Source organism: Bradyrhizobium barranii subsp. barranii (assembly GCF_017565645.3).
Lineage (GTDB): Bacteria > Pseudomonadota > Alphaproteobacteria > Rhizobiales > Xanthobacteraceae > Bradyrhizobium > Bradyrhizobium barranii.
Genome location: NZ_CP086136.1, coordinates 4,557,301 through 4,577,500 on the forward strand (window position 1 = coordinate 4,557,301; position 20,200 = coordinate 4,577,500).

Here is a 20,200-nt window from a genome sequence, read left to right on the forward strand (position 1 = left end):
GTCCCGCGCGAATCCCCGCCCCAGTTCAACCCAAAAATCATTATTGGCACGGTTGCGAACCGATTGCACCGGGTGCGCACCCCTAAACCCACAACGTGGCCGGGCGTTTGCGAAGGAAAGGGCTCCCGCGCGTGTTCATTCTTCGCCCTCGACCTGCTCGGAAAGGGCCCTCATGTCCCGCAACAAAGACCTCAGCGCTCGCCGTTCGGCGACCCCCTCGGCGGAATAGCGGCCATGCTTCAGCGCGCGGCTATTGCCCTTGGGCGCGCCCGGCGCCTTGCCGCCGTGCATCCGGCAGCGCCCGTTCGGCATCGCGGGCGACTGGCAGGGCGTCCCAGCCCGCGTCCGGGCCCGGCAGCGTGGGCTCAGGTGCATGGCAAATTTGCTTTGCATGGGGTTGTTCCTCCAAATTGCTGCGGACCCCACCCCCCGGTAGACTTGGCGAGGGGGTAACCATGCCGACGACCGCCTGACCGCCTGCATGAACGTGGACGTGCTCAACCGTGACCTTTTGCTGGCCTTTACCGCGATGGCGGTTGAGGGCTTCGAGCAAGGCCGCGTAGGTGCGCGACAGCTTGTTGGCTTGGGCGAGGTTTTCCCGGCGTCCCTCGAACGTCTGTTCGCCGATCATGGCGCGCCGGTAGCATTCCATCGCGGCGTTGTGGGCGGCTATTAGCTGCGCCGCCATCATCCCTTCCAGCTCGTCCTTCGGCCCGATCCCGGAGAGCGCGGCAACGGTGGCGCTCAACTGCTTGTCGCGGTCATCCGGGCTTGAGTTTTTCACCCAGAGTGCCTGCATCGCCTGATTGGCGAGGACGTTGTTCCAGCGATCGGATTGCGAACCGCCGAGGTCTTTGAGTCTGCCCTTGCGATCGTCGGGATCGTCGGCGACCACGGTCTTCGACGACTTGGCAGTGGGCTTCGCGGCGCTCATGGCAATGTCCTCATGCAGATTCCAACGCTTGAAAGAGCGGCGACCGCCTCGACCTTCCGGCTCGCCAGCCAAGCGGGCCAGCAGCGCGAATGCAGCCAGGCATGGCCGGTCTGTTCGGTGCCGAACGGCAGCAGCTTGTCGTGGGCAAGGTGGCCTGCACCGCAGCCGAGGCAGCGGCCAGGCGGCGACCGGACTGGATTGCGGTTGAGCCACTCGGCGACGCAGCAGGCGAAGGCGCTGGCCTCGGCCGACCCGCGCGGCAGCCCGCCATCGAACTCGGCGATGCCCGCCCGTTCGTCGAACAAGGCCCGCCAGTCCTCACCCGACCAGCCGTCGCTGCCGGTGCGCAGCAGCTCGACCACGCCCGCCTTATGACGCACAAGCAGGTTCAGGACGGCCGCAGGTGGCGCGGCGTCGGCGTCCAGTAAGATGGCGTCACCTTCGATAACGATCCGAATCCCGGCATCGCGCGCCGCCTTCAAGGCTTGAAGAGCACTCACAGCCTTGCCCTCCAGCCCGTATTTTTTGGCGTGGATTGGCGGGGGTGCCTCGCGTCCGCACCGTCCGCAACGGTCTCGATGTTCGATCTCAGCGGGTTGGTGCACACCGGTGAGCCATTCCCGCCCGTTGAACCGTTCGCGAGACTGCTGACCGTCCGCAAGCCCGGCAATGCAAAGCCGTTGCCGGAATTGGGCTTCGGCTGACAGGCGGGCGGTGTGGACGATACGGACGGTTGAGCCCCTTCGGTTTCGGACGAAGCCGATTTGCCGGTCGTGGTGATGCGGATCATCCGTGTCCGTGCCCTTCCTTCCCGCTCGAAGCCAATGTCGATGCCGATCTTGCGCAGGAAGGTCGCTGCCCGGCGTAACCGGCCCGCAAGTGCCCGAGGGCTGTCGGGCCAAGTCTTCGATTTGGCGACCCGCTCGCCCACCAGTTCGGCAAGGGCGCCCAGAAGCGCCGAGGCGGTTCCCGTCCACTCCGGCCGCGTGGTCATGACGGCGCGCACGGCGGCGGCGATCGGATCGGCGTCGATCACCCCTTCCACCGCGTCGTCGCGGTTGCCGCAATAGGCCGACCAGAAGGTGCCTTGAGGCCAGAGCGCGGTTTCGCAGGCCGTCGCCCACAGCGCGAAATCCGCCATGCGCGGCAGTTTGTCGAGTTTGGTGTGCGGCAACTCGGCCAGGCCCTTCGCCACCGCGTCGAGCAGCACCCCGAGGATGCGCGGGCGTTCGGCCTCGAACGCCGCCCATAACTCCTGTTCCGGGCGGCGCCGGTCCTCGGGGATCGGCTCCAGCGTGAGGAACACAGCGCGATCGGCCAGATCGGGCCTTGTGACGATATCCTCGATCCCGTTTAGGATCACCGGCCGGGCGGCGTCGAACAGCACTTCATCCTGGTCGGAATAGAGTTGCCGCACAGCAAATCCGCCGCCCGTGGCAAGACGGCAAAGCGTGTCCGATATCCAGGCCGGCAGGCCCGACACATTGTCGAAGGCGAGCACATGGCCGTTACTGGCAGCGATGAACAGGTCGCGATCCTCGCGCGGCAAGGCCCGTAATGGCGCGGTGTTCGGATCGAGCAGCGCCCGCAGAATCGCCGAGAAGGTCGACTTCGCCGAACCCTGTTCGCCCGAAAGCACAATCACCGGATAGGGACCGCGATTGCGCAGGCAGGCGAGTGCCCACGCGACCACCAGCACGAAGTCGACTTCGGTCTGCACGTTGAGGAAAGAGCGCAGGCTTGCGACCGAACCACCGCGCACCGGGACCGGCATCGGCTTCATGCCGGAAGCGCGACGAAATCGGACGGGCGGGTTGTCAATGACGCGCCAGCCCGTGGCGTCGATCTCCACTGCCCGCCACGTTTCATCGCCGAGGTCGAGATAAAGCCGGCCGTCGAGCCCGCCGACGCGGATATGGACCGGCCGTTCCGGCGCATCGAAATGCGCCTTGGCCTCGATCACGTTCAGTGCCGATTGCAGTGCCTCCGAACTCGGCGCGCCGCCTGTTTCCTCGAAGAAGCGGCGGGCGAGCCAGCGGCGGAAGCCCTTGGCGCGGATCGGCCAGGTTTCGCGATGGCCGTTGATGTCGAGGTCGGCGAAACCAGCGCCGTCCGGAGTGTGGAACATCTCGGCGGTTTGCGCGAGGTCGATCAGGATATCGGCCTGCGTCGGCCCGCGTCCGCTTGGTGTCCCATTCTCCTCGGCGATGGCGTCATCGAGCGCCGTCACCCGGCATCCGGCTTTCTTCAGTTGCGCCCGCAGCGCTTCGAACGCGGCGCGGTTGTTTTGTCTGAGTGCCGCCAAGGCTTCCAACGCCTCGGGCATGAAGGGCGCGCCAGGATCGGCGGCCGTCTTTTCGGCCAATCCCGCAAGCGGATCGGGCATTTCCTCGGCGCTGCCGATCGCGTCGGCGATCAGCTGATCGGGTTCAACGGTGGCGTCAGCGCTCATCGCACGCCCTCCGTGACGGCCGATGCGCGTGCCTTGAGCAGATCGTTGAAATCCATGCCTTGCGGCGGGCGGGCGATCCGAACGCGGCGTCCGTCCCGTTTCCAGCGCCGGGCACAATCCCGCGCGGCTGCTTCGCCGGGTTCGTCGCCATCGGCGAGCACAATCACGTCGCGAACGTCGCGCGGCAGATCGAGCGACCGAAGGCCCGAGGTTGAAAGCGCCGCCCAGGCGGCGTTTCCCGTCGCCTGCATGGCCGCAAGGCAGGTCTCGATCCCTTCGCCGACCATCAGCACGTCGCCGGGCGCGCCCAGACGTACGACGCAGCCGCGACAAGGCCCGAGCATCATCTTCGCCGGATTGACCGGTGCTTTGCCGCCGCCGTCACCGGCGAGAAAGGTGCGGTGAACGGCGATTGGCGATCCGGTGCCGCCGAGCGTCACCAGCGCCACCATCGCGGGCCAGACGCCGCCCGAGGGGTGTTTCAAGCGGGCGTGGAAGCGCAGGGCCGGCCAAGCCGGAACGTTGAGCCCGCGCGAGCGCAGATAAGCTTCAACGGGTGTTCCCTCGACCCCGCGCGACGCCTGCCAAATCGCCAGTGCCGCCTCCGTGCGCGCCTTCGCATCAAGATCGGGTTCAGCGGCAATGCGAGTGCGGCGCTTATGGGCAAAGCGACCAGCACTCTTGCTCGTTGCATCCCATAGACCGCGATCAACAAGGGCGGTGATCACGTCGCGCTGCTCGCAGCCGGCATGGCAGCGGACGAGCACCTTGCCGTCCTTGCCCGAACTGATCGAAAGGCTCGGCGCGCGATCGTCATGCGCCGGGCAGCGGGCCATCCATGTTGCGCCCGCGCGGTGTCCGCCGAGCGCCTTGGCGATGGTTTCAGCGGTCATGGCGCACCTCGCCCTCTGTCTGCTTGGCGGGCGCAGCGGCGTCATTGGCGGCGGCAAGCCTTTCGGCTCGCGACCATTCGGCGAGCACACCGAAGAATCCGGTAACGTTGTGCATGATCTGGCGGGCGTCCTCGTCGGTGAGGTCCCGCCCGAGGCGCGGTTGCCAGAATTGCCCGGTGCGGGCGATCTGCTTCCCCGCGTCATTGTCGTTTGCAGCGTCGAGACGTTTCATCGAAGACCTCACGGGCGGTTTTGCCGCTCCGTGCTCCTGGCCTCCGGTCTCGGAATCCCACCGATGACTCTGGACCTTGACCTAATTTGCATCTTTGGCGTCCCCATCGCAGGGATCGCCGCCTTAGGTGCCGCATCAGCGCGGCAGTTCTTCCTCGGGGATGGTGAACTTGTGCGACTTGCCGGCGCGGATCACGAGTTGGCGCTTCCCGCCGTTTCCAATCTCGCAGGCGATGGAACAGTCGAAGAAACCGTGGCGCAGCCCATCCACCACGACCTCTTCGATACGCGCGAGCGCTTCGGCGATCTGGCCGCGATGCGCGCGAGTAACAGGGGAAACCGGAGCATCACGCATTGTGCAGCAGAGCCTTCATATCTTTGATGGTTGCGGAGAACGCCAGCGGCGGGATCGCCACGCCCTGGCCGTAAAAGGCCAGCACGTCGTCCCGGCGCGTGGGACGATCACGGAAGACGAAAACTTTGCGCCGGCCTTCGGGGCGAAGGTCAATGAGGTCGTAGCCCGTGCAGCGCAGAAAGCATGCGAGATAGAAATCGCGCGTCTCGAACGGCGCTTCGTCGCCCGCCAAACCGCTGTTTTCCTGTCCAGTTGACACTTTACGTTCTCCTTAAAAAAAAGACCTATCCGCCGCCGGCAAGAATGCGCTGAAGCGGCACCTCGCGATGGAGCAGGCCGAGCTTTTCCAGCCGGATGCGCATCGCGATCGGCGAGACCAGGAACTGCTCGGCCAGCGGACGGGCGATGCGGTCCAGCACATTCTCGTCAGTCTCGGAGCAGTCGTGATCCCCGATCTGGCAGTCGACGCGCGGGACCTCGACGAAGGGATGGTTGATGGGGGTTCGCGGTTGCAGGACGCGCGGCTTGCGATCAGGAACATCTCGTCCCATGCAGCCATGACCAGCTTGCGCGGCATCAGCAGACACGACGCATAGAAATCCGCCTGCCACTCGATGGGTTCTTTCGCCTGGCTCGAACGGCAGACGACCGAGGGCGGGGCTGGCTCGTTGAACAAGGAGACCTGTGCTGGGTCCTTGGCGAACAGGTGACGGTGCAGCCGCCAATGCCCGCCGCCCTCGTGCGCCAGCGTGAAGCGATAGCGGCCTTCCATCGACGGGTTCTCCTCCGGGTCGAGGCTCTCGTCGATGACGATGCGGCGCTCATCGAAGAACATCGCACCGAGGATGTCGGGATCGCGACCGAGGCCGGAGCGCGGATGGTTGAGCAGCCGGTGCATGTCGTCAAATTCGATGCCAAGCTTCAGGTGCTTTTCGACGATATCCTCGATCGGGACCTGACGTGTGATGACGACGCCACGAGCTTGCTGGTATTCGGCCAGTAGCGCCGCAGCGTCGCGCTCGATCCGCTGCTCGTCGAGGTAGGGCACTTTCTTCGGCATTAGGTCGTCATCCTTTATCTGCATCATCGAAGCCGTGGTTTACCGCAATCAGTCTTTTGCCTTCTGTGCCTGCCGGGCCAGCCGGGTGATGTCGTCGGCCGTCAGACCCTTGGTGGTACGCAGGAGCGCCGCCAATTCAACGGGATGGCGCTTGATGATGTCCGAGATGTCGGTGGACACACGCCCGGCACGTGCCAGCAGGTCGTCGGCATCGCACTGGATGATCTTGGCGATTGCCTTCACCTTGTCTTCAGCCGGCGGTGGGAACTCATCCCGTTCGACTTTCGACAGGTAGGTCGGGCTGACCCCGATCATCTTCGCCATCTCGCGCAAACCGATATCCTTGCCTTCTCTCTCTCTGCGGATGAACGCCCCGAACTTGTCCTTTGCACTGGTCATTGCTACTCACTCCCGTCTTCTGTTTAGGTGTCACTATACAACCGATTCGCCGCGAAACGTCAACTGTTTGCTAAACACTGATCGGCTGATGTCGGGGTGGCGATCCGCATCTCCCAGATTTTCTCGAGGACGCGTTGGAACTCTAGACTCTATTTCAGCTCTCGGCGGGGCCGTCTGCCGCTACGCACAGTCACAAGCGCCACGCGCCTTCCTGCTCCGATTCGCATTCAATCGTCGCTTGTCTTGTGCTAATATCAAAACCGACAAGGCTACTTCCCGTGAACCAAGTACCGCATGATTACGCGGAAAAATTTATGTCATTCCAGGCAAGGGTAGTCGTTGCTGTGAATGGTGGAAGACAGGGGCGTCCCGCAGTCGCCGCGCTGGTTTCAATGATTTTGCTTTTTTCTGCCCACGCTCATTCGCAGGATAATAGTGCGTCTGACTGGCAGGCACTTAATGCCGAATCGCTCAACTCATTTCGATCGGGAGATTTTGCGCGGAGTTCTATCCTGGGTGAGCAAGCTCTTGCCGCCGCGCGAGGAAGTTTCGGAAATTCGGACCCTCGTACAGCAATAAGCCTCAACAACCTCGCAGCTCTCTACCGTAACCAGGGCCGTTATGCGGAAAGCGAGGCGCTACTGAGGGAGGCACTGAACGTGCGCCGAAGCATGCTCGGGGCGCTTCATCCTGACACGCTTGCAAGCCTCAGCAATCTTGCTGTCCTCTATCAAGCTCAGGGCCGCTACGCGGAAGCCGAGGTGCTGCTCAAGGAGGCGCTGGAGGGCAGCCGCGCAACGCTCGGGCCGCGCCACCCCGCCACCCTCGCAACCCTCAGCAATCTTGCTGTCCTCTATCAAGCTCAGGGCCGCTACGCGGAAGCCGAGGTGGTGCTCAAGGAGGCGCTGGAGGGTAACCGCGCAACGCTCGGGCCCCGTCATCCTGACACCCTCACAAGCCTCAACAACCTCGCGGCCCTTTACCAGGCCCAGGGCCGCTACACGGAAGCCGAGCCGCTGCTCCAGCAGGCGGTAACACTGCGCCGGGAGGTGCTCGGGCCGCATCAGCCCGCCACCCTCACAAGCCTCAACAACCTCGCGACCCTTTACAAGGCCCAGGGCCGCTTCACGGAAGCCGAGCCGCTGCTCCAGCAGGCGGTAACACTGCGCCAGGAAGTGCTCGGGCCGCGCCACCGAGCTATGGCGGAATCTGGGTGATGACGGTGTGAGGAAGGCGGCGTATCGAGGCGGGTGACGAGCCTGCCAGAACCTCTCGAGGAGAGCGATACGCCATGACCGAGACTACCAATGTTCTTGCTTTCCGTCAGCCGTCCGCGGTTGATGATCCACTGACCGATATCGTTCGAGCCGGCGCGCGGGACCTGCTTGCCAGGGCGATCGAGATCGAGGTTGGCGCGTTTCTGGCCAGCAAGGCCAATCTGACGCTGCCCGACGGTCGAGCGCGCCTGGTCCGACATGGGCACGGTCCGGTGCGCGAGATTGCGACCGGCATCGGTCCGGTGGAGGTCGCTCGTCCCAAGGTCCGCGACCGCGGAGCGAGCGGGCCAGGCGACCGCCTCCGCTTCAGTTCGGCAATCCTGCCGCTATGGGCGCGGCGGACGAAGAGCCTGGATGCCTTGATCCCGGTCCTCTATTTGCGCGGCATCTCGACCGGCGACTTCCAGGAGGCGCTCTCGGCGCTGCTCGGCAAGGATGCGCCGAACCTGTCGCCTTCGGTGATCGCCGGCCTGAAGGCCGATTGGCAGGTCGAGTACGAACGCTGGCAGAGACGCGATCTGTCGGCGCGTCGCTATGTCTACATCTGGGCCGATGGCGTGTACCTGCAGGCCCGCATGGAAGATCACAGCGAATGCATGCTGGTGCTGATTGGCACCACGCCGGAAGGCAAGAAGGAGCTGATCGGCTTCCAGGTCGGCGTGCGCGAGAGCGCGCAGAGCTGGCGCGAACTCCTGATCGACCTGCGGCAACGCGGGTTACGGATTGCCCCGCAACTCGCCATCGGCGACGGCGCCCTCGGCTTCTGGAAGGCACTGGACGAGGCCTTTCCCGGCACGCGGCACCAACGATGCTGGTGCCATAAAGTGAGCAACGTACTCGACAAGGTCGCCAAATCCGTGCAGGGCCCCATGAAGAACGACCTGCGGAACATCTATCTGGCCCCACACCGGGCCGAAGCTGAAACCGCGATCGACGTCTTCGTCGAGAAATACCACGTCAAATACGGACGTGCGGTGGAGTGCCTGATCAAGGATCGCCATGCGCTGCTCGCCTTCTTCGACTTCCCTGCTGAGCACTGGATCCACCTACGCAGCTCGAACCCGATCGAGAGCGTCTTCGCCACGGTGCGCCACCGAACGGTGCGGACCAAGGGATCGCTGTCGCAACAAACTGCGAAGCTGATGGTGTTCAAGCTCATCGACGCCGCATCGAAGACCTGGCGGCGATTGAAGAGCACGAACCAGTTGCCGAAAGTCATCGCCGGTGTAAAGTTCATCGACGGAATCGAAGTCATTCCGAACACTGAAAGCCACGCCGCCTGATCAGGCCGCGTCACCCAAAATCAGCCATAGCTCCGCGCCACCCCGCCACCCTCACAAGCCTCAACAACCTCGCGGCCCTTTACCAGGCCCAGGGCCGCTACGCCGAGGCCGAGCCGCTGCTCCAGCAGGCGGTAAGCGCCAGCCGGGAGGTGCTCGGGCCGCGCCACCCCGCCACCCTCACAAGCCTCAACAACCTCGCGACCCTTTACCAAGCCCAGGGCCGCTACGCGGAGGCCGAGCCACTGCTCCAGCAGGTGCTAAGCGCCAGCCGGGAGGTACTTGGTGCGCGTCACCCAGACACCGTCGCTACAATACAAGCTTTAGCCTCACTCTATCGGGCAGAGGGTCGGAACGCAGAAGCAGAGTCCTTACTCAAGGACGGGAACCCGCCTAAATGAACTGGATCAAAGAGAATTGGGACAAAATAATTGGTGTCTTTCTTTCCCTAATTCTCGGAGGGGTTGTGGGATTTTTTAGCGCGACGTCCAAACTCGGCGACGATATTTCTGAGCTCAAGACACAAATTGCTATCTCAAAAAACACACTAGAAGAAATTACCAGGAAAGTATCCGAGCTATCTGCTGTGAACAACAGAATACAAGGGATAGAGATAAGGCTAGTGTCCATTGAAGCCCAATCTATTGTGATAAAAAGTCAAACCGATATTATGCTTCGTACCCAAATAGAAAGACTTCCCCCGAACGCAGGCACGCCTCAGCGGAGATAAATGTGCTGATCCCGATGTTTACCGCCCTGTTGGCTGCGGGTGCTGCTTTGGCCAAGGCTTTCGCCGGGTAACATCCCAATACGCCGTGCCGCTTCGATTTGATTCCGCAGGCTCAGTTCGCGGAGTCCATAGATCGCCTGTCTCTCGCCGGCGACCTTCCAGAGCCCATCCGTCGCGTCGGGATTGGTCACGGCCTGCCGTTGGCGGGCTGGCCGACGAGACGCTCGCGATCGTCAGCAAACGCGACGATCGAAGGCGTCGTGCGCATGCCCTCGAAATTCTCGATGACTTTGACGTTTTTGCCATCCCAAAACGTATTTCACCGAAGAGGAAAGATCCGCGGATAGGTCTGCACTCAAGTTTCCCATCGATCCCGATCTCCTCTGTGAACGCCTTTGGCACCACTTTGCCGGGCACACCCTTTCAGGCAGCTTTGAGCCGCGAAGCACCAACATTGAGCTTTACACGGGCAGGCGCGCTAAGCGGCTCTGAGGTGGCCGACACTATCCAAAAGTTGCCGAAATGCCGGGTCCGGCGCGTGGCACAGAGTGCGATATTTATCCAGGAAGGGCAGCCAGAACACCATTACACCAATAAAATCAGCTAGTTAGGTGAATTCGAGGGCTTCGAGAACGTCGCCACTCGTAACCGGTTTTCGGGACCGGCCCGCGTAGCCGCGACTCATTTTTGCCGCAATCACCCCGCATCATATTGTGACGTTTCGGGATCAGATTCCGAAACAAAATTGCACAGACAGAGAATCGTTCCTCGCTCGCCTAACCAGCGGGCCAATCTCTGTGCTGTGTCGTTTTGTCAATCGCGTCCCGCCTCAAATCCTTTCTCGGTATAGAGACCAAAGCCGCGCCCAGCCTCGCTGACGGCAGTGGCTTCTATTTCGACCTGTTTGGTGCAAGCCCGACCCTGGCGGGCGTAACCGTCACGGCCCGCAGCGCCATGACGTGCGCGCCGGTCGCGTGCGCGGTGCGCTCGATCTCTGAGGCAGCTGGCTCGCTTCCCCTTCACGTTTACAAGAAGCTCCCGGACGGCGGCAAAGAGAAGGCCACCGACCATCCGCTCTATAAGCTCCTGCATGACGCGCCGAATAGCTGGACGCCCGCCGCGCTGTTTCGCACCCAGCTTATGGCCGACGCGCTATTGCAGCCGCACGGTAGCTTTGCGCTCATCAATCGCGTTGACGGTGGCAAGCCTGCCGAACTGATCCGACTCGATCCACAAACTCAATCTGTGGCCGTCGATACCAGCGACGTAGAACCGACCTACAAGCTGAATGGCCGCGAGATCGACGGCGCCGACCTGATCCACATTCCGACGCCGGCATACGATGCACGCAAGGGCCTTGTCGGCGAAGGCCGCAACGCCATTGCGCTCGCCCTGGTCCTCGAGCGTCACGCCTCGCGCCTGTTCGGTAACGCGGCGCGCCCGTCCGGTGTGCTGAGCCTCAAGGGCAACGCAACGCCGGAAACAGTCGCGACCGCGAAGGCCTCCTGGCAGGCCTCGCAGGGCGGCGACAAGTCGGGCGGCACCGCCGTCCTTCCTCTCGACGCCTCTTGGCAACCGCTCACGTTCAACAGTGTCGATTCACAGTTCCTCGAAATGCGGACGTATGCGGTGGCAGAGATCGCCCGGCTATTCCGCGTGCCACTGCACATGCTGATGCAGGTCGATCGCGCTCAGCCTCGCTCGATTGAATCGATCGGCCAAGAATTTCTCTCACAAGCGCTGTTGCCCAGGTTGAAGTCTTTCGAGCAGGAGCTTGAGTTGAAGCTTCTGACGCCGGAAGAGCGCGACCAATTTGCCATCGAATTCAATATCGACGGCTTCGCGCGCGCCGACTTACTCGCGCGCGCCCAGGCCCTTAGCGTCACCGTCTCGGCGCGCATCCTCAATCCGAATGAAGCTCGCCAGATCGGCTTTGGTTTGCCGGCCTATGAGGGCGGCGACGTATTCGAGAACTTCAACACCTCATCTGCACATGCCGGCGGTGCGCTCAATACCGGCGGCGCCAATGACAGCCAGAAGGAAGCCGCCTGATGATGCGAACCGTTCACCTGCACGGCCGGCTTGGCAAAGAATTCGGCGCCTCGCATCGTTTTGATGTTTCGACGGCTGGCGAAGCGCTGCGCGCGCTTAACTGCGCTTTTCCTGGTCGCTTCGTGAAGGCGATCCAGGAGGGCTATTACAAGATCGTGCGGGGCGACAAGCGCTCCGGGATGCAGCTCGACCTGGATCTCGTCAACCAGTTCAACCTGGGTATCGCCGATCTGCATATCTTTCCGATCGTCAAGGGCGCCAAATCAAGCACTGCTAAGGGCACCGCTAAGGTTGTGCTCGGTGCCGCTCTAGTCGGAAGCGCCATCTTCATGTCCGGCGGTGTGCTCGCTACGCCGCTTGCGGCGTCCGGCATTCTCTCCGGCACTACCTATGGCACCGTTGCCGCGATCGGTCTTGGCCTCGCGCTCTCCGGCGCGTCAACGCTGCTCACCAAGCCGGCGGGCCAAGATACGCAAGCTTCCAATGCCCTCAGTGCCAATGGCGGCAACATCGGCAATTCGGGCCGGCAAGGCAACGCAATCCCCCTGATCTATGGCGAGGTCCTAGTCGGCTCGACGCCGATCGAGGCCTGGTCTGACGTGGAGGATATCAACGTCTACGCCGACAACGCCGGCTCAATCGAGACGGCGTTCGGACAATGACCATGACCGCTTACACCACCTTCTTCGGCGACGGCGAACATGCGTTCAGGCTCACGCCGGCGCTGATCGGCGAGCTCGAAACCAAGTGCGGCTCCGGCATCGGCATGATCGCCAACCGGCTGTTCTCGCGCAACTTCGCCCAGGCAGACGTCACCGAAACAATCCGTCTCGCCCTCATCGGCGGCGGCACGACGCCCAAGCGCGCGCGCGAATTGATCGTGGCCTACGTCGATGGCCGCGCTCTGATCGAAACCTACGAACTGGCCGTCAAGATCCTTGAGCGGACGCTGTTCGGGAATCCATCGAAAGGAACAGACAAGTGAGCTTCGCTACCGGCACGCCCATTGCCGACAACAACCCGTTGCCCATCACCGGCAACAGTGCAGTCGTATCTGGATCGCTTCAGCGTCCTGCCGACACGCTGGCTTACGCTGTTGGCGATATCGTAGCACAATCGGCCACCGCCTCATCATGCTCCGGCGTTCCCGTCGCAGCGTCGCGAGACAATGACACTACCGGCGTGCTTCGCCGATGCCGCGTCAAGGTCAACGACCTCGCATGGTTCAACGCGAACCTTTACGTGCACGTCTTCAAAGACGCCCCAACATTTGCATCCGGCGACCACGCCGCGTTCGCCGCCGCGCTGTCAGAAAGCAACTATCTCGGTGCGTTCAACATCACGCTTGACCAGAAATTCTCTGGTTCGACCGTGAAGGGTATCGGCGCTCCGCTCGCAGGATCAGAGATCATCTTTGATCCGTCCGCCGGCACGAAGAACGTCTTCTTTGTTCTCGAAACCCGCACCGCCGTGACGCCGGGCTCTGCCAAGACGTTCACCGCCGCGTTTGAAGTGTTCCGGGACTAAGCAATGGATCGCCTGGAAGTCAAAGCAACGCTCAGCGTGAGTGATGAAGGTGAGATCACTGGCATCGCATGGCCGTTCAACGCCGGCCCCGATAGTTACGGCGACTTGATCACCAAGGGCGCGTTCGGATCGATCCTTCCCGACCTGCCGATTCTGTATCAGCACCGTCCCGACGATTTGGTCGGCACCTGGAACGAAGTGAAGGAAACCGAAGACGGATTGACGGTCAAAGGTCAGCTTCACCTAGACCAGCCGCGCGCGCGATCAATTCGCGCGATGCTAAAGACCGGCCTCGTCACCGGCCTTTCCATCGGCTTCCGGACCAAGGCGTCCCGTAAGCAGGCCCATGGCCGGATTATCGACGCCCTCGACCTCGCTGAGATCAGCTTGGTTCGCGATCCCGCTCATTCCCGTGCCCGGATCACCGGCACGAAATCCGACGACGCGGCGCGTGCCGTGGCCGACCTCATCAAGCGTTTCACGGCAACGCTGAACTAGGAGCTAGATGACCTCAATGAAGACTGCGAACGCACTGGAATTCAAGGATGCCGGCGAAGACGGTGACCCGATCGCCGACGTTGCCAAGCAACTGGCGGACCTGAAGGCGGCCCTCGAAACGAAGGCAGCCAACGACGCCACCAAGCTCACAGAGCGCCTGGACCGTATCGAGGCCAAGGTCAATCGTCCCGGCAACAAGTCGGCGGCGAACGACAACGAATCCAAGATCGAAACCAAGGCTTTCGAGTCGTTCCTTCGCGGCGGCGCCGACAAGATGGATGACCTCGAAAAGAAGTCTCTTGTCGTCAGCAACAACCAGGCGATTTCACCGCCGGAATTCGGCAGCGAGATCCTGAAGCTCCTGCGCCAATTCTCGCCCATCCGGCAGTATGCGAACGTCCGCACCATCGGAGCGTCGCAGGTCAAGTATCCCCGCCGCACCGGCAGCCCCGCCGCCGTGATCGTCGGCGAAACCGAGGACCGCACCGGGAGCGAGCCGTCCTATGAGCAGATCGGCATCACCCCGTATGAGTATGCGACCTATACGGACATCTCGAACTGGCTCCTGGAAGACAACGCCTACGGCCTGGAAGGTGAGCTTCACAGCGAGTTTGGCGAGAGCTTCGGCATTGGCGAGGGCACCCACTTCGTCAAGGGCAACGGCACCACCCAGCCGATGGGCCTTCTGAGCGCGACTGGCATCACCACCGTCATCACCGGCAACGCGACCAACTTCCCGGCCTCGACGCCCGCCGACGTGCTGATCAGCATGTTCCACAAGCTTCCGGGCGCGCACGCCCAGAATGGCGTGTGGCTCATGAACCGCAACACGCTCGGCGCGATCCGCCTTTGGAAGGATGGCATGGGTCGCTATCTGGTCCTGGACCCGATCTCGGACGGCGCACCGACTACGTTGCTGGGCCGCCCGATCGTTGAGGCGGTCGATATGCCCGACATCGCTGCGAACGCCTTCCCGGTCATGTTCGGCGACCTCAAAGGTTACCGCATCGTCGATCGCGTCGGCATTTCGATCCTCCGTGATCCCTACACGCTGGCGACCAAGGGCCAAGTCCGTTTCCATGCGCGCAAGCGCGTCGGCGCCGATGTGACCCATCCCGATCGCTTCGTGAAGCTCAAGGTCTCGGCGACCTAAGAGGACATGAACATGCGGCTCGCAGCGAATACTTTTGCCCTCCAGCTCGGCAGCAGGTCGTTTGACCTGAAGCCCTCGCTGCGGGCCGCATTCGTTTTGAACGAGAAATACGACGGTTTCCAGAACCTGGACCGCTACCTCGCGGAGGGCCGCCTGACAGCTGCCCTCGATCTCATCAACGCGACCATCACCGATCAGAAAGCCTGGGCATCCTACGCGCTGCCGAGCGAGAGCACGGTTGTCACCGACCTATGGAACGCCTTCGACCAGCTCCAGGAATTCGTCGTGATCTTGTGCGGTGCCGACACCGAGAGCACCAGCAAGCCGACCACCGGAAAGCCCATCCCATTCGAGGAAGCATTCACGCATCTGTTCGAGGTTGCGACAGGATGGCTGGGCTGGCCCCCATGCGACGCTTGGGATGCATCAATCTCCGAGATCCTCGCCGCTCAGCGAGGTCGCGAGGCGATGCTTAAGGCGATCTTCGGCGGCGGCAAGGACGATCAGGCCGCAGGCGTAGCCGATGGATCGCTGGCCAACATCAAGGCCGATCTCAACGCCATCGGCGACATGACCAACCATGTGAGGCCGCGCTGATGGCCTGGAAACGGCGCCGCGTCTGTCGCTGCGGCAAGATCATCGCGGCAACCGATCTCTGTGCCTGCCAGATCAAGCGCAAGGCTGAGACCGATCGTCTACGGCCGAATGCGAACGATCGCGGCTATGACAGCAAGTGGCGCCGCGAGAGCAAGGCATTCCTTGCCCTCCCTCAGAACCGGTTCTGTGCCTGTGGCTGTGGTCGAATCGCCGATTGCGTTGATCACATCGTTCCCCATCGCGGTGACATGAAGCTGTTCTGGTCGCGCTCCAACTGGCAGCCGCTCGCCAGCTCACCTTGCCACGCCAACCGCAAACAATCCCTCGAAAGGTCGAAATAGTCCCATGTCCCTGATCGAATTCAATGGTGAGACGCGAACCGTCGCTGATTGGGCTCGGCTCATCGGTATCCACCCAGATACGCTTGGCAAGCGGTTGGCCCTGGGCTGGTCCGTGGAAGAGGCTTTGACGACGCCAGTTGGCAAGCAAGGCCGAAAGCCCAAGCCGATACGTGCACCATCAATAGCGCACGCGTTGCCCGCCCTTCGCGACTGGCAGCGCGATATGCACGCTGCACATCGGCAGATGACGCGCTCTGTCCGCTCGTTCGTCCGCCAGATGGAAGAGCAGATGGCTGAGCTTCGTCATGGCCTCGACCAGCACCTTGCTGCACAGCGCGACGAAGCGAACCGCAACATCATCGCCTCACATACCCCGGGGGTGGGTCAAAACCCTCAAGAAATCGTCCGCGACCGGTGCTCTCGGGTCGCGCAAGAGAGCGTCTAATTGGAGTTTTTTCGACCATGCCAAGCATCACCCTGGACCAGGCCAAGGCCCATCTGAACGTCACGCTAGACGCCGACGACGCGCTGCTTACTGACAAGCTGGCGGCGGCAAAGGGGTGGGTTTCGGCTTACATGTCAATCGGCGTTGGACTGGGACCCCCGATCGGCGTCCAAAGGGGACCCCTTTGATCGGCGAGTCTTGATGGTAGCGCTCGCGGCGTCGGAGCTGGCCGGGGTTGCGGAGACGGCGCGAGCGCGGGTTGTTTGATCGTCGTCGCGGCTTTTAAAGCGCCAGCTGTCGTTACCGGTCTCGACGATGTCGCAGTGATGAGTCAGCCGGTCGAGCAGCGCGGTCGTCATCTTGGCATCGCCGAACACGCTCGGCCACTCGCCGAATGCCAGATTGGTGGTGACGAGGACGGAGGCGCGCTCATAAAGCCGGCTGACGAGGTGGAAGAGAAGCTGACCGCCGGACTGGGCAAAGGGCAAATATCCGAGCTCGTCCAGGACAATGAAGTCCATGCGGGTTAGGTGCTCGGCAAGCCGGCCCTGTCGCCCGTTGCGGGTCTCGGTCTCGAGGCGGTTGACGAGGTCGACCACGTTATAGAAGCGGCCACGGGCGCCGGATCGGATGCAGCTTCGCGCGATAGCGATGGCCAGATGGGTCTTGCCGGTGCCCGTTCCACCGACCAGGACGACGTTGCGTTGCTGGGCGATGAAGCCGCCGCCGGCGAGATCATTGACAAGCGTCTGGTTGATCGGCGTGGCGTCGAACTGGAAGTCTGCGATGTCCTTTGCAAGCGGCAACTTGGCGATGGTGAGCTGGTATTTGATCGAGCGGGCCTGCTTCTCGTTGATCTCGGCGGAGAGCAGATCGCCGACGATGCGCTGGGGTTCGTGCTGGCGTTTGACGGCGGTCGCCATGATCTCGTCGAAGGCGGCCTTCATGCCGTAGAGCTTAAGCTCGCCCATGAGATCGAAGATTTGGGTTCGTTCCATCAGTTTGTCCTCCGGAGGTTGTCGTAGCGGGCACAATCGGCGATCGGCGCATGGCGAAGCGTCAAGGCGGCCGGCGTCATGATGTTGGCCGGTGGGGCAGGTTCACGTTGACGAGCCAGGATGTTGAGCACGACATCGGCGGAATGAACGCCATGAGCGACCGCCTCGGCGCAGGCGGCTTCCACCGCGGGCAATCCGTCTGTCAGCACCGCATTGAGGATATCGACCATCTGTCGATTGCCATCGTCGGCACCGGCGAGTTTGCGCCGTACACGCTCAATCGCTGCGGGCAGCACCCAGTCCTTGAAGGGAGCGCCATTACGCAAGGCACCGGGCTTGCGCACAAGCACGGGCACATAGTGCCAAGGGTCGTAGACCGTCTCGCCGCGACCGAATGATCGCGGATGTTCGGCAACGACCCGGCCGTCCTGGCGGATCACGATGCGGTCCGCATAAGCCTGGACCTCAATGGGCCGCCCGACCGCGCTTGCCGCAACCGAGTACTTGTTGTTGTCGAAGCGCACCAGGCAGGTCTTGGAGACCGAGGCCGGGACGGCATGGAAGCCATCGAACCGACCTGCATAAGGCACGAGATTGGGTCGCTCGGCCTCGAAGATCTCCCAGACAGTCCGGTCGGCGAACTCTGGATGCCGATGCGCCTTGGCGTAGGCGATACATTTATCGAGCAACCAGGCGTTCAGCTCGTCCAATGTCTTGAAGCGCAGTCGCGGGGTGAAAAAGCGTTCGCGGACCAACCCGACCTGGTTCTCGACCTGTCCCTTCTCCCAGCCCGACGCTGGCGTGCAGGCAACCGGATCGACCAGATAATGGCTACACATCTGCAGGAAGCGCTGATTGTAGAGGCGGCCTTTGCCGACAAAGATCGTCTCCACCGCCGTCTTCATGTTGTCGTAGATGCCGCGCCGGCAAGTCCCCTTGAACAGTGCGAACGCCCGGTCGTGGGCGTCAAACACCATCTCCTGCGTCTCGCGCGGATAGGCCCGAACAAACAGCATCCGACTGTGGCAAAGCCGGACATGCGCCGCCTTCACGACCACCGTGGTTCCGCTCAACAGGACGACTTCGTGGCTCCAATCAAACTGGTAGGCTTCGCCGGGCGCAAAGCTCAACGGCACATAAGCTGAGGTCGTCGAGGCGCCACGCTCTCGGCTCCACCGCCGCGCATAGCGACGAACCGCGTCGTAGCCGCCGGCATATCCGAGGCCGCGAAGCTCTTCGAACAAGCGAATCAGCGTCAGCCGTTCGCGCGTCGTCTTGCTCTCGTTCGCCGCCAGCAACCGGTCAAGCTCGGCACTCCACGGGCCCATCTTCGGAAGCGGCTGCGTCTCTCGCTCGTACCGGAACTCCGTCGCCTCCGAGCGGATGACCTTGCGGACCACCTTGCGCGATACGCCAAGCTCCCGGCAGATCGCCTTGATCGGCTGACCATGAACAAAATAAGCGCGACGGATCTTCGCAATCGTCTCCACCACCAGCATCCCAACCTCGGCTTCCATGACTTGATGGAAGCCACTGTGGACCCTTGTCCCGGGGTCCCGATTGGATGCCGATTACCCCGAATACGGGGTCCTTATTCCATGCCGAAACACAGATAGGCCGGCTGAGCCACAATATCCTCGCGCTCATAGACGCGAGTGCTGAACGGCTTGTTACCGTCGCTCGATTCCATGACCTCGATTCGGAAGACCTCAAGGTTCACTACGATCTCGACGGTTCGTTCGATCGTGTAGAATTCTGTTGCAAAGTCCGGCGGCGTGATCACGGGCACTCCCTTCTAAAAGTTGCGATCGGGACTGTTAATGAGCAACTCGTCAAACTGCAACGGTTGCCTAACGATCCTCGCCCCTCTTAGTTAGCCAACCGCTGCACCAGGGCGGTGCCGTTCGCATTCACCGCGCAGAGATAGAACCACTTCTGAGACTGCCCGGCCGCGCTCCATTCGATCTCGACGCGCAGGGGCGGACTAGGACTAGGCCAATTCGGTGGCGCTGGCTGTTGGGTAGTCGTGCTCTTTCCGATCTTCATGCCGGCGATCTTTGGCAGTGTGTCGGCGGCTTTGATGATGCACGCGGACTCATTCGGGCTCGCGGCGAGCGCCGGCGTGGCGACGATCAGAAAAGATGCAGTCAGAATGGCGCGCATGTGTTCAGTCCCCAACCAGTTCGCAATATGAGCGACGTGGGTCTCGCTCACAACTGCGACTTGAGTCGAACGGGATCTTGTAAGTCAGCACTGACTTACAACCTAAAAGAGAAAATACTGTTGACGCCACTTAACGAATGTGAGTCTAGTGACGCTACACCGCCAATGGTGGGGCTGAAAGGGAATACCAATGTTGATTGCCGACGATCGTTACTTCGCGCTCGTGACCACGCTCACCGACGCGCATGCCGGCTCTGATAGCTACGCCGTAATGGGCCGCGCCTGGGTGGAGAGCCAGATTCAAGTGGCGCTGTGCGCGGCCGACATCTATCCGGCGTCGAGCGCCGATTGCGAGCCAGATCATCCGGCGATCGTGTTGCACGGCGAGAAGCCTTCGGCTGAGCTGGTCGCGGAGATCGACCAAGCGCTTGCCGGCCTGGGCAGCGCCCTTCTGCATTGAACCACAAACCGCGCCGCTTCTACTAAAGCGGAATGCCCTCTCTCTTGCCCGGAATCGCCCCTCGCGCATAGATTGCGCGGGGGATTTTTTATGCGACTTATTTTGATTCTATTGACGGCGCTCGTGCTCGCCGGCTGCGCTGCCCGCAGGCCCTATTTGGAGCCGCCCGTGGTCGACATGGCCGGCGTCGACCAGAACCGCTACAACAACGACCTGTCAGCCTGCCAGCAGGAGAAGATCGCCCGCACGGCGGACACGATCCTGACCTTCGACTGGGTCTCCCAGTGCATGGAGCGGAAGGGCTACAAGGTTCTCATTCACAAGGGCTGAACCATACCCTTTTCATCGAGAGTGT

At 62.1% G+C, this 20,200-nt stretch carries 28 protein-coding genes and 3 pseudogenes; 16 read left to right on the forward strand and 15 right to left on the reverse strand.

The window, feature by feature from the left end:
- Positions 1-135 precede the first annotated feature (135 nt).
- The 10 genes and pseudogenes from J4G43_RS55630 to J4G43_RS21520 all read right to left on the reverse strand — a co-directional run.
- Positions 136-315: pseudogene (locus J4G43_RS55630) on the reverse strand (HGGxSTG domain-containing protein); the annotation flags it as partial.
- On the reverse strand, positions 251-934 hold the full coding sequence (locus tag J4G43_RS21480) for a hypothetical protein (protein WP_208086207.1): 684 nt from the start codon (positions 932-934) through the stop codon (positions 251-253). The pseudogene J4G43_RS55630 and the gene J4G43_RS21480, both read right to left, overlap by 65 nt.
- On the reverse strand, positions 931-1,416 hold the full coding sequence (locus J4G43_RS21485) for a hypothetical protein (protein ID WP_210387620.1): 486 nt from the start codon (positions 1,414-1,416) through the stop codon (positions 931-933). The genes J4G43_RS21480 and J4G43_RS21485 overlap by 4 nt, the downstream gene beginning before the upstream one ends.
- A 14-nt stretch (positions 1,417-1,430) precedes the next feature.
- Positions 1,431-3,386: an AICE element replication initiation protein gene (locus J4G43_RS21490; RefSeq protein ID WP_208086209.1), complete on the reverse strand. Its 1,956-nt coding sequence runs from the start codon at positions 3,384-3,386 to the stop codon at positions 1,431-1,433.
- Positions 3,383-4,279, reverse strand: a complete 897-nt coding sequence (locus J4G43_RS21495) for a DUF7146 domain-containing protein (RefSeq protein ID WP_208086210.1) — start codon at positions 4,277-4,279, stop codon at positions 3,383-3,385. The genes J4G43_RS21490 and J4G43_RS21495 overlap by 4 nt, the downstream gene beginning before the upstream one ends.
- Positions 4,269-4,511 carry a hypothetical protein gene (locus J4G43_RS21500; RefSeq protein ID WP_208086211.1) on the reverse strand — a complete coding sequence of 81 codons (243 nt, stop codon included), beginning with the start codon at positions 4,509-4,511 and terminating at the stop codon, positions 4,269-4,271. The genes J4G43_RS21495 and J4G43_RS21500 overlap by 11 nt, the downstream gene beginning before the upstream one ends.
- Before the next feature lie 135 nt (positions 4,512-4,646).
- Entirely contained in the window at positions 4,647-4,865 is a 219-nt protein-coding gene (locus J4G43_RS21505; protein WP_208086212.1) for a hypothetical protein, read from the reverse strand.
- Entirely contained in the window at positions 4,858-5,124 is a 267-nt protein-coding gene (locus J4G43_RS21510; protein ID WP_208086213.1) for a DUF5659 domain-containing protein, read from the reverse strand. The genes J4G43_RS21505 and J4G43_RS21510 overlap by 8 nt, the downstream gene beginning before the upstream one ends.
- Before the next feature lie 12 nt (positions 5,125-5,136).
- Complete coding sequence (locus tag J4G43_RS21515) at positions 5,137-5,925, reverse strand: ImmA/IrrE family metallo-endopeptidase (protein ID WP_228411357.1); 789 nt, start codon at positions 5,923-5,925, stop codon at positions 5,137-5,139.
- A gap of 48 nt (positions 5,926-5,973) precedes the next feature.
- Entirely contained in the window at positions 5,974-6,324 is a 351-nt protein-coding gene (locus J4G43_RS21520) for a helix-turn-helix domain-containing protein (protein ID WP_208086214.1), read from the reverse strand.
- Between the two features lie 278 nt (positions 6,325-6,602).
- Here J4G43_RS21520 and J4G43_RS21525 point away from each other — a divergent pair, with 278 nt between their 5' ends.
- From J4G43_RS21525 to J4G43_RS21535, 4 genes are all read left to right on the forward strand, one after another.
- Positions 6,603-7,541 (forward strand): tetratricopeptide repeat protein, encoded by a 939-nt coding sequence (locus J4G43_RS21525; RefSeq protein ID WP_208086215.1) that lies wholly within the window; start codon positions 6,603-6,605, stop codon positions 7,539-7,541.
- A 74-nt stretch (positions 7,542-7,615) separates the two neighbouring features.
- Positions 7,616-8,884 carry an IS256 family transposase gene (locus tag J4G43_RS21530; protein ID WP_208083632.1) on the forward strand — a complete coding sequence of 423 codons (1,269 nt, stop codon included), beginning with the start codon at positions 7,616-7,618 and terminating at the stop codon, positions 8,882-8,884.
- A gap of 26 nt (positions 8,885-8,910) precedes the next feature.
- Positions 8,911-9,282 (forward strand): tetratricopeptide repeat protein, encoded by a 372-nt coding sequence (locus J4G43_RS56015; RefSeq protein ID WP_225005737.1) that lies wholly within the window; start codon positions 8,911-8,913, stop codon positions 9,280-9,282.
- Positions 9,279-9,611 (forward strand): hypothetical protein, encoded by a 333-nt coding sequence (locus tag J4G43_RS21535; RefSeq protein ID WP_208086216.1) that lies wholly within the window; start codon positions 9,279-9,281, stop codon positions 9,609-9,611. Before J4G43_RS56015 ends, J4G43_RS21535 begins: the two co-directional genes overlap by 4 nt.
- 170 nt (positions 9,612-9,781) lie before the next feature.
- Here J4G43_RS21535 and J4G43_RS56020 read toward each other — a convergent pair.
- Positions 9,782-9,879: pseudogene (locus J4G43_RS56020) on the reverse strand (Hsp70 family protein); the annotation flags it as partial.
- Between the two features lie 542 nt (positions 9,880-10,421).
- Between J4G43_RS56020 and J4G43_RS21545 the strand changes: the two are divergent.
- Genes J4G43_RS21545 through J4G43_RS21590 form a run of 10 tightly spaced genes read left to right on the forward strand, consistent with a single transcriptional unit; the run spans position 10,422 to position 16,412 of the window.
- A complete protein-coding gene (locus tag J4G43_RS21545; RefSeq protein ID WP_208086217.1) occupies positions 10,422-11,663 on the forward strand; it encodes a phage portal protein in 1,242 nt (413 codons plus the stop codon).
- The gene (locus tag J4G43_RS21550) at positions 11,663-12,325 is read left to right on the forward strand and encodes a tail assembly protein (protein WP_208086218.1); all 663 of its coding nucleotides are present in this window, start codon (positions 11,663-11,665) and stop codon (positions 12,323-12,325) included. The genes J4G43_RS21545 and J4G43_RS21550 overlap by 1 nt, the downstream gene beginning before the upstream one ends.
- 2 nt (positions 12,326-12,327) lie before the next feature.
- The gene (locus J4G43_RS21555) at positions 12,328-12,648 is read left to right on the forward strand and encodes a gene transfer agent family protein (RefSeq protein WP_208086219.1); all 321 of its coding nucleotides are present in this window, start codon (positions 12,328-12,330) and stop codon (positions 12,646-12,648) included.
- Entirely contained in the window at positions 12,645-13,190 is a 546-nt protein-coding gene (locus J4G43_RS21560; RefSeq protein ID WP_208086220.1) for a hypothetical protein, read from the forward strand. The genes J4G43_RS21555 and J4G43_RS21560 overlap by 4 nt, the downstream gene beginning before the upstream one ends.
- A 3-nt stretch (positions 13,191-13,193) precedes the next feature.
- Positions 13,194-13,688: an HK97 family phage prohead protease gene (locus J4G43_RS21565; RefSeq protein ID WP_208086221.1), complete on the forward strand. Its 495-nt coding sequence runs from the start codon at positions 13,194-13,196 to the stop codon at positions 13,686-13,688.
- A 16-nt stretch (positions 13,689-13,704) separates the two neighbouring features.
- Entirely contained in the window at positions 13,705-14,841 is a 1,137-nt protein-coding gene (locus J4G43_RS21570) for a phage major capsid protein (protein ID WP_225005016.1), read from the forward strand.
- Between the two features lie 12 nt (positions 14,842-14,853).
- Positions 14,854-15,438 (forward strand): hypothetical protein, encoded by a 585-nt coding sequence (locus J4G43_RS21575; RefSeq protein ID WP_208086223.1) that lies wholly within the window; start codon positions 14,854-14,856, stop codon positions 15,436-15,438.
- Positions 15,438-15,779 (forward strand): HNH endonuclease, encoded by a 342-nt coding sequence (locus J4G43_RS21580; RefSeq protein ID WP_208086224.1) that lies wholly within the window; start codon positions 15,438-15,440, stop codon positions 15,777-15,779. Before J4G43_RS21575 ends, J4G43_RS21580 begins: the two co-directional genes overlap by 1 nt.
- A gap of 4 nt (positions 15,780-15,783) precedes the next feature.
- Positions 15,784-16,224 (forward strand): hypothetical protein, encoded by a 441-nt coding sequence (locus J4G43_RS21585; RefSeq protein WP_208086225.1) that lies wholly within the window; start codon positions 15,784-15,786, stop codon positions 16,222-16,224.
- A gap of 17 nt (positions 16,225-16,241) precedes the next feature.
- The gene (locus J4G43_RS21590; RefSeq protein WP_208086226.1) at positions 16,242-16,412 is read left to right on the forward strand and encodes a phage head-tail connector protein; all 171 of its coding nucleotides are present in this window, start codon (positions 16,242-16,244) and stop codon (positions 16,410-16,412) included.
- On the opposite strand, the gene istB is transcribed toward J4G43_RS21590, so the two are convergent.
- From istB to J4G43_RS21610, 4 genes and pseudogenes are all read right to left on the reverse strand, one after another.
- Positions 16,359-17,222 (reverse strand): IS21-like element helper ATPase IstB, encoded by an 864-nt coding sequence (gene istB / locus J4G43_RS21595; RefSeq protein ID WP_208083951.1) that lies wholly within the window; start codon positions 17,220-17,222, stop codon positions 16,359-16,361. The genes J4G43_RS21590 and istB overlap by 54 nt on opposite strands.
- Positions 17,182-18,721: pseudogene (gene istA / locus J4G43_RS21600) on the reverse strand (IS21 family transposase). Before istA ends, istB begins: the two are co-directional and overlap by 41 nt.
- A gap of 92 nt (positions 18,722-18,813) precedes the next feature.
- Positions 18,814-19,005, reverse strand: a complete 192-nt coding sequence (locus J4G43_RS21605; RefSeq protein WP_208086227.1) for a hypothetical protein — start codon at positions 19,003-19,005, stop codon at positions 18,814-18,816.
- An 86-nt stretch (positions 19,006-19,091) separates the two neighbouring features.
- A complete protein-coding gene (locus J4G43_RS21610) occupies positions 19,092-19,385 on the reverse strand; it encodes a hypothetical protein (protein ID WP_208086228.1) in 294 nt (97 codons plus the stop codon).
- A gap of 190 nt (positions 19,386-19,575) precedes the next feature.
- Here J4G43_RS21610 and J4G43_RS21615 point away from each other — a divergent pair, with 190 nt between their 5' ends.
- Together J4G43_RS21615 and J4G43_RS21620 are read left to right on the forward strand one after the other, a co-directional pair.
- Positions 19,576-19,845 (forward strand): hypothetical protein, encoded by a 270-nt coding sequence (locus J4G43_RS21615; RefSeq protein ID WP_208086229.1) that lies wholly within the window; start codon positions 19,576-19,578, stop codon positions 19,843-19,845.
- A 90-nt stretch (positions 19,846-19,935) separates the two neighbouring features.
- Positions 19,936-20,175 carry a hypothetical protein gene (locus J4G43_RS21620; RefSeq protein ID WP_208086230.1) on the forward strand — a complete coding sequence of 80 codons (240 nt, stop codon included), beginning with the start codon at positions 19,936-19,938 and terminating at the stop codon, positions 20,173-20,175.
- Positions 20,176-20,200: the final 25 nt, after the last annotated feature.

Coding starts and splice junctions, on each gene's coding strand:
- J4G43_RS21515 (WP_228411357.1), bottom strand. CDS start 5,925: ATGCCGAAGAAAGTGCCCTACCTCGACGAGCAGCGGATCGAGCGCGAC.
- J4G43_RS21550 (WP_208086218.1), top strand. CDS start 11,663: ATGATGCGAACCGTTCACCTGCACGGCCGGCTTGGCAAAGAATTCGGC.
- J4G43_RS21610 (WP_208086228.1), bottom strand. CDS start 19,385: ATGCGCGCCATTCTGACTGCATCTTTTCTGATCGTCGCCACGCCGGCG.
- J4G43_RS21590 (WP_208086226.1), top strand. CDS start 16,242: ATGCCAAGCATCACCCTGGACCAGGCCAAGGCCCATCTGAACGTCACG.
- J4G43_RS21530 (WP_208083632.1), top strand. CDS start 7,616: ATGACCGAGACTACCAATGTTCTTGCTTTCCGTCAGCCGTCCGCGGTT.
- J4G43_RS21505 (WP_208086212.1), bottom strand. CDS start 4,865: ATGCGTGATGCTCCGGTTTCCCCTGTTACTCGCGCGCATCGCGGCCAG.
- J4G43_RS21495 (WP_208086210.1), bottom strand. CDS start 4,279: ATGACCGCTGAAACCATCGCCAAGGCGCTCGGCGGACACCGCGCGGGC.
- J4G43_RS21615 (WP_208086229.1), top strand. CDS start 19,576: ATGTTGATTGCCGACGATCGTTACTTCGCGCTCGTGACCACGCTCACC.
- J4G43_RS21490 (WP_208086209.1), bottom strand. CDS start 3,386: ATGAGCGCTGACGCCACCGTTGAACCCGATCAGCTGATCGCCGACGCG.
- J4G43_RS21575 (WP_208086223.1), top strand. CDS start 14,854: ATGCGGCTCGCAGCGAATACTTTTGCCCTCCAGCTCGGCAGCAGGTCG.
- J4G43_RS21620 (WP_208086230.1), top strand. CDS start 19,936: ATGCGACTTATTTTGATTCTATTGACGGCGCTCGTGCTCGCCGGCTGC.
- J4G43_RS21520 (WP_208086214.1), bottom strand. CDS start 6,324: ATGACCAGTGCAAAGGACAAGTTCGGGGCGTTCATCCGCAGAGAGAGA.
- J4G43_RS21585 (WP_208086225.1), top strand. CDS start 15,784: ATGTCCCTGATCGAATTCAATGGTGAGACGCGAACCGTCGCTGATTGG.
- J4G43_RS21555 (WP_208086219.1), top strand. CDS start 12,328: ATGACCGCTTACACCACCTTCTTCGGCGACGGCGAACATGCGTTCAGG.
- J4G43_RS21570 (WP_225005016.1), top strand. CDS start 13,705: ATGAAGACTGCGAACGCACTGGAATTCAAGGATGCCGGCGAAGACGGT.
- J4G43_RS21580 (WP_208086224.1), top strand. CDS start 15,438: ATGGCCTGGAAACGGCGCCGCGTCTGTCGCTGCGGCAAGATCATCGCG.
- J4G43_RS21500 (WP_208086211.1), bottom strand. CDS start 4,511: ATGAAACGTCTCGACGCTGCAAACGACAATGACGCGGGGAAGCAGATC.
- J4G43_RS21565 (WP_208086221.1), top strand. CDS start 13,194: ATGGATCGCCTGGAAGTCAAAGCAACGCTCAGCGTGAGTGATGAAGGT.
- istB (WP_208083951.1), bottom strand. CDS start 17,222: ATGGAACGAACCCAAATCTTCGATCTCATGGGCGAGCTTAAGCTCTAC.
- J4G43_RS21480 (WP_208086207.1), bottom strand. CDS start 934: ATGAGCGCCGCGAAGCCCACTGCCAAGTCGTCGAAGACCGTGGTCGCC.
- J4G43_RS21535 (WP_208086216.1), top strand. CDS start 9,279: ATGAACTGGATCAAAGAGAATTGGGACAAAATAATTGGTGTCTTTCTT.